Here is a 6207-nt window from a genome sequence, read left to right as displayed (position 1 = left end):
CCCGCCGCTGAGCCGGATGGCGGGCGAGGCCTGGCGAGGGTCGGGCGTGTCCGCGAACGGCGTACCGAGCACCGTGGCTGCCAGTGCGACACAGGTGACGACTCCCACGTGTGCGCGCACACTGGGAAGACGCATGAAGTTGCCCCGGGGTTGCCTGACAGACTGGAGAGGTGGCCGACCCTAGTGCCCTGAGTCCGGAGTCCCGCATCCGGGCGATCGAGGCGATGGCAGGCGGCCCGGGCGACCGCGAGCTCGACGTGCTGGTCGTCGGCGGGGGCGTGGTGGGCACCGGTGTCGCGCTCGATGCGGTGACCCGCGGTCTGAGCACCGGGCTGGTCGAGCAGCGCGACCTGGCCAGCGGCACCAGCAGCCGCAGCAGCAAGCTCATCCACGGTGGCCTGCGCTACCTGGAGATGCTCGACTTCGGCCTGGTCAAGGAGGCGCTGCAGGAGCGCGGCCTGCTCCTGACCCGGCTGGCCCCGCACCTGGTCCGGCCGGTCCCGTTCCTCTACCCGCTCACCCACAAGGTGTGGGAGCGGCCGTACGTCGGCGCCGGTCTCGCGCTGTACGACGCGATGGCGATGGCCGGCAAGTACGACATGGGCGTGCCCAAGCACCGGCACCTGACCCGCAGGAGCGTCGCCCGGATCGCGCCGGACTTCGCGCCCGAGTCGATCGCCGGGGCGATCCGCTACTACGACTGCCAGGTCGACGACGCCCGGCTCGTCGTCACGATCGCCCGCACCGCGGCCGCCCACGGCGCGCACGTCGCCACCCGGGTCAAGGTGACCGGCTTCCTCCGCGAGGGCGAGCGGGTCGTCGGCGTCCGCGCCCGGGACCTCGAGAACGGAACCGCGCACGGGCCCGAGCTCGAGATCCGGGCCAAGGTCGTCGTCAACGCCGCCGGGGTCTGGACCGACGAGATCCAGGAGATGGTCGGCGGCCGCGGATCCCTGCACGTGCAGGCGTCCAAGGGCATCCACCTGGTGGTGCCGCGGGACCGGATCCGCTCCGAGGCCGGCTTCATCGTGCGGACCGAGACGTCGGTCCTCTTCGTCATCCCCTGGGGCCGGCACTGGATCATCGGCACGACCGACACCCCGTGGGACCTCGACAAGGCGCACCCCGCGGCGAGCCGCACCGACATCGACTACGTCCTCGACCACGTCAACGCGATCCTGCGCGAGCCGCTGGACCACGAGGACGTCGTCGGTGTGTACGCCGGGCTGCGGCCGCTGCTGAGCGGTGAGTCCGAGCCCACCTCGCGCATCTCCCGCGAGCACACCGTCGTCACGCCGGTGCCCGGCCTGGTGATGATCGCCGGCGGCAAGCTCACGACCTACCGGGTGATGGCTCGTGACGCGGTGGACGCCGCCGGCCACTCGCTGCGGACGACCGGCGTGACCGTCCGCGAGTCGATCACCGACCGGGTGCCGCTCGTCGGCGCCGACGGCTTCGAGGCCCGCTCCAACCAGCGCGTCCACCTGGCCCGGCGGGCCGGGCTGCACGTCGCGCGGCTCGACCACCTGCTCGGCCGGTACGGCGCCCGGGTCGACGACCTGCTCGCGCTGGTCGACGCCCGGCCCGAGCTGGCCTCGCCGGTCGCGGGCGCCGACGACCACCTGGCCGCGGAGATCGTCTACGCCGTCACCCACGAGGCCGCCCGCCACCTCGACGACGTCCTCACCCGGCGTACCCGGATCTCGATCGAGACCTTCGACCGCGGCGTCGCCGCCGCGACGCCCGTGGCCCGGCTGATGGGCGTGGAGCTCGGCTGGGACGAGTCGCGGATCGACGACGAGGTCGACCACTACCTGCGCCGGGTCGAGGCCGAGCGGCAGTCCCAGCTCGCGCTCACCGACCAGGAGGCCGACGAGGCCCGGGTCAAGGCGCCGGAGATCGTCTAGCCGGTCGGGCGGCGGCGGGCGGCGGAGTCCCCGGATCTGTACCGAGTCCGACGCTTCTGCACCGAGATCTCGGTGCAGAAGCGTGGGGGTCACCGGATCTCCGGGGACTCCTCCACCGCCGAACGCGCCGAGGGCGGGCGCAGCACCACCGCCGCGACGCCGAGCAGCAGTACCGCGACCGCGCCGTCGAGCCAGTAGTGGTTGGCGGTGACCACGACCACCAGGGTCGTCAGGACCACGTGCACCACGGCCAGCCCGGCCAGCCACCGTGGGCCGGTGCGGGCGACGACGTAGGCGATCAGGGCGGCCCAGCCGACGTGCAGGCTGGGCATCGCGGCGAACTGGTTGGCCAGGTCACCGCTCGCGCCGCCGTAGGCGTTGGGTCCGAGCGTGGCCATCGTGTCGGTGAAGCCCCACTGCGGGAACATCCGCGGAGGGGCGAGCGGGTAGACGATGTGGATCACCATCGCGGCGCCCGTGACGGCGATGAGGAGGTTGCGCGCCCACTGGTACTCCGCCCGCGGCCGGACCAGGTAGCCCCAGACCAGGAACGCGATGATCGACGGGAAGTGCGCCGAGACGTAGTAGACGTTGGCGGCGTGCAGCAGCACGTCCGGGACCAGGTCCTGGAGAGCCGCCTCGGACGGGACGTTCAGCAGCCGTTCGAGGCCGTGCACGTCGACGGCGTTGTCGAAAGCCACCGCCTCCTGGCCGCGGGCCAGCAGCCGACCCAGCCGGTAGAGCACGTAGAGGGTGCCGATGAGGGCCAGCTCGGCCGCGCCGCGGCGTACGGCGGGGGCGGCTCGCACCATCGCTCGCAGGACCGGCGCCGGAGTGCGCCCCGGGTCCACGAGTGTCATGCCTGTTCCTCCCCACGTGCCTGTCAGCCAACAACAACCGCGGGTCGTGCTGCCTGCATTCCAAGACCCGGGAAGTGGTCTGACCCGGCCAGGTGGTCCAGGTCATCGGTGAGAGGGATGAAACCACCTCCCACCCCCAGGCTTCATCCAGTTATCGCGACCGGGGCGTCGGCGAGCTTGACCAGCCTGACGTCCGGAGCCTCCGGGACATGGTCGGGCAGGAACCAGCGAAATGCCAGGTTGCCACGCGGGTAGTCCATCGTGCTGAGGGCGTTGGGGTGGGCCGACGGGCCGTGGCTGACGACGACCGTGACGGTGCCGTCGGCGTTGGGCACCGCGCTCGCGATGTTGACCGACGTGCGGCCGTCGCCCGCGCTGTGGTTGGCCATGTACTGGTTCCAGACGCAGAAGCTCCAGAACCGGACGGCCGGCGGACGGTGGGTGATCACCAGCGCCTCGTCCTCGGCGAGGTCGTAGGAGCCGAACGAGTAGCACGCGTCGCGCGCCGACCATCCGAAGTTGGAGTCCGGGACCTGGTACGGCGGCCCCATGGTGTTGGCCGCGTTGGCGATCTCGTGGCCCTGGGTCGACTGCTCCTCGGCGCGGACGCCGATGCTCAGCGGGATGATCATGAACATCGTCCGCAGCCACGCGGCCGTGGCCCGCAGCCCCGCCGCCGTCTCCTCGTCGCCGTGCCGGATCGGGTCCGGGTCCTCGAGCGCCTCGATGTGCCAGGTGACCGGGCGGCCGGACTCGGCGTCGAGCTGGTAGTCGCGGGTCACGATCGCGGCGATCTCGGGCACCGGCCCGATCTCGAAGGAGAAGCTCCCGTCGGCGTCGACGTCCATGTCGCTGTCGTGCTTGTGCAGCACGACCTTGTCCGACCAGGCACCGGGGGAGGGCTCGTTGTAGCCGGTGATCGCGAAGTAGATGGCGTCGCCCTTGTTGCCGGAGATCCGGTAGCGGCGGTCCGGGGAGACCACGGCGAGCCGGTAGAACGCGTCGGTGTTGTCGCCGCCCCAGCGCCGGTCCCGCCGGAACGGCGTGTTGAGCTCCATGAAGAACGGCCGGCTCGGCTCGGCGAACAGGTAGGTGTCGAACGCGACGCCGAGCGTGGTCGCGAGCTGGCGGTAGCCGTCGGCGAGGTGCCGGTCGTCCTGCACCGCCCGGTCGCCCTCGAGGAACGATTTCTCCAGGTCGCGGAGCGTGTCGAGCAGCTCGTGCCAGGCGGCCGTGGACTGGTGCTCCGGTGCGGCGGTCATGCGGCGATCCCTCTCATCAGCAGGTCGGTGGTCTGGGTGACCCAGTGCTCGTCGGGCTCGCCGATGAGCAGCCTCATCAACGCGGCACCCGCCAGCGTCTCGATGAGGACGTCGGTGTCCACGCCGGCCCGCACCTCGCCGCGAGTCTCGGCGACCGCGATCCGGTCGTGGAAGCCCTTCCAGGCGCCGGCGAACCGCTCGAGCAGCGCGGGGTGCAGCGTGGGGTCCTGCGCGATCTCGGCCATCAGGCCCGGAGTGAGCGCGCGGGCGACGGGGTGCGCGAACGCCGCCGCCGTACGCCGCAGCATCTCGGCGAGGTCGTCGTGCAGGTCGCCGGTGTCGGGCAGCGCCAGCGCGTCGTCGCCGTCGCGGAACGCCGCCTCGTGCACCAGGTGCGCCTTGCTCGGCCAGCGGCGGTAGATCGCGGGCTTGCTGGTGCCGGCCCGCTCCGCGATCGCGGCGATCGTCAGGTCGGCGTACCCGACCTCCACGACCAGCTCGGCGGCGGCCTTCAGCACCGCCTCGTCGATGAGGGGGTTCCGCGGGCGGCCGGACTGCGCTTTGATGTCGCTCATTACGTGACGACCGTAACGTATGACGGCGGTCACTCGAGCCCAGGAGCGTGCCATGCCCGAGCCCGTCCAGATCCACGACCTCGCGCGACCGGAGTTCACCCCGGAGGTCGAGGAGATCCGCGCGTTCATGGAGGCGATGGCCGCCGACACCCCGCTCGACGGGGACGTGCTCCACCAGAAGGCGCGGGACGAGACCGGGCTCGACGACTTCGGTAGCGACGACTACCGCGAGCGGTTCGACCTCTTCCTCCGGGCGCTGGGCGAGATCGACGGGCTGCACGGGCCGGGGATCCTCAGCTTCCACATGCAGCTGCTCCAGGTGCTGAAGAACCGGCTGCTCATGGAGCAGCTGCTCAAGGACCACCCGGAGATCCGCGACCTCGAGCTGGTGCCGCCGGTCGTGATCGCCGGCCTGCCGCGCACCGGCACCACCCACCTGCACAACCTGCTCGCCGCGGGCCCGACGTTCCGGGTGCTGCGCTACTGGGAGTCGATCGAGCCGTTCCCGATGCCGGCCGAGGCCGGGGCCGAACCGGACCCCAGGCTGGCCCGCACGGACCTGGCGGTCGACTTCATGAACCAGGCGATGCCGCACTTCAAGCTGATGCACGAGATGACGACCGAGCACGTGCACGAGGAGATCCAGCTCCTCTTCAACGACCTGTCCTCGATGCTGATGGAGACCCTCGGGCACGTACCGGCCTGGCGCGACCACTACCTCGCGAGCGACCAGACGCCGCACTACGAGCACATGAGGACCCAGCTGCAGTGCCTCCAGCACCTGCGCGGTGGCCGTCGGTGGCTGCTCAAGTCGCCGCAGCACCTCGAGCAGCTGCCGGTCCTCGAGAAGGTGTTCCCCGGCCTGACCGTCGTGGTGACCCACCGCGACCCGGTGCCGGTGACCTTGTCGATGCTGGTGATGCTCTGCTACTCCGCCCGGATGCACCGGGCGACGGTCGACACCGACGAGATCGTCGACTACTGGGTCGACCGGCTCGACCTGATGCTGCGGTCGCTGATGCGCGACCGGGACGCCATCCCGGCCGAGCGGTCGGTGGACGTGCGGTTCGACGACTTCATGGCCGACGACCTCGCGGTCGCCGCCCAGGTCTACGACCTGGCGGGGGAGGAGCTCACCGGCGAGGCCCGGGCCGCGATGGCGGACTACCTCGCCGGGCACCAGCGCGGCCGGCTCGGCACGGTGGCGACGAGTCCCGAGATGTTCGGGCTCACCGAGAGCGGGCTGCGCGAGCGCTTCGCGCCGTACGTCGAGCGCTTCCTGTCCTGACCAGCCGGGGGCACCCGACCCTGCCGACCGGGACTCGGGGCGCGGCAGCCTCGAGTCGTGAAGCCGAACAACCGCAGGACCCGAGCCCATCTCCTCGTCGCGGCCGCGATCGTGCTCGCGCTCAGCGGCACCGCCACGGCCGCCGCGACCATCACCGGCGCCCAGATCAAGAACGGCTCCGTGACGGGGAAGGACGTCAAGGACCGCTCCCTGGGCGCCGCGGACCTCGCGCCGGGCACGCTCCCGGCCGGCGGTACGCCGGGCCCCGCCGGACCCGCCGGACCCGCCGGTCCGCAGGGCCCCGCCGGCCCCCCA

6 protein-coding genes are annotated in these 6207 nt (G+C 71.8%); 3 read left to right on the top strand and 3 right to left on the bottom strand.

Translation table 11 applies throughout. The features are described 5' to 3' along the window. Positions 1 to 224: 224 nt before the first annotated feature. On the top strand, positions 225 to 1907 hold the full coding sequence (locus JHD21_RS19710) for a glycerol-3-phosphate dehydrogenase/oxidase (protein WP_292678744.1): 1683 nt from the start codon (positions 225 to 227) through the stop codon (positions 1905 to 1907). Positions 1908 to 1996: 89 nt separating this feature from the next. Here JHD21_RS19710 and JHD21_RS19705 read toward each other — a convergent pair whose 3' ends face one another. The 3 genes from JHD21_RS19705 to JHD21_RS19695 all read right to left on the bottom strand — a co-directional run bounded on the left by JHD21_RS19705 (position 1997) and on the right by JHD21_RS19695 (position 4604). Next, the gene (locus tag JHD21_RS19705; protein ID WP_292678741.1) at positions 1997 to 2767 is read right to left on the bottom strand and encodes a phosphatase PAP2 family protein; all 771 of its coding nucleotides are present in this window, start codon (positions 2765 to 2767) and stop codon (positions 1997 to 1999) included. A gap of 143 nt (positions 2768 to 2910) precedes the next feature. Beyond that, entirely contained in the window at positions 2911 to 4029 is a 1119-nt protein-coding gene (locus tag JHD21_RS19700) for a DUF1214 domain-containing protein (protein ID WP_292678739.1), read from the bottom strand. After that, positions 4026 to 4604, bottom strand: coding sequence for a TetR/AcrR family transcriptional regulator (locus JHD21_RS19695; RefSeq protein WP_292678737.1), 579 nt, complete (start codon positions 4602 to 4604; stop codon positions 4026 to 4028). The genes JHD21_RS19700 and JHD21_RS19695 overlap by 4 nt, the downstream gene beginning before the upstream one ends. 52 nt (positions 4605 to 4656) lie before the next feature. Here JHD21_RS19695 and JHD21_RS19690 point away from each other — a divergent pair, with 52 nt between their 5' ends. Both JHD21_RS19690 and JHD21_RS19685 read left to right on the top strand, forming a co-directional pair. After that, positions 4657 to 5892: a sulfotransferase gene (locus JHD21_RS19690; protein WP_292678735.1), complete on the top strand. Its 1236-nt coding sequence runs from the start codon at positions 4657 to 4659 to the stop codon at positions 5890 to 5892. 57 nt (positions 5893 to 5949) lie between these two features. Beyond that, positions 5950 to 6207, top strand: a 258-nt coding sequence (locus JHD21_RS19685; protein WP_292678732.1) for a hypothetical protein, incomplete at its 3' end; no start/stop codon positions are given.

It is taken from the genome of Nocardioides sp. (assembly GCF_016462705.1).
In the GTDB taxonomy this organism is placed as follows: Bacteria; Actinomycetota; Actinomycetes; order Propionibacteriales; family Nocardioidaceae; genus Nocardioides.
Note: the sequence above shows the minus strand (reverse complement) of the source record. Positions and strands in the feature narration are given on the sequence as shown.

What these genes read in the sequence shown, in the direction of transcription:
- JHD21_RS19690 (WP_292678735.1), top strand. Translation starts at nt 4,657, where the DNA reads ATGCCCGAGCCCGTCCAGATCCACGACCTCGCGCGACCGGAGTTCACC.
- JHD21_RS19705 (WP_292678741.1), bottom strand. Translation starts at nt 2,767, where the DNA reads ATGACACTCGTGGACCCGGGGCGCACTCCGGCGCCGGTCCTGCGAGCG.
- JHD21_RS19710 (WP_292678744.1), top strand. Translation starts at nt 225, where the DNA reads ATGGCAGGCGGCCCGGGCGACCGCGAGCTCGACGTGCTGGTCGTCGGC.
- JHD21_RS19695 (WP_292678737.1), bottom strand. Translation starts at nt 4,604, where the DNA reads ATGAGCGACATCAAAGCGCAGTCCGGCCGCCCGCGGAACCCCCTCATC.
- JHD21_RS19700 (WP_292678739.1), bottom strand. Translation starts at nt 4,029, where the DNA reads ATGACCGCCGCACCGGAGCACCAGTCCACGGCCGCCTGGCACGAGCTG.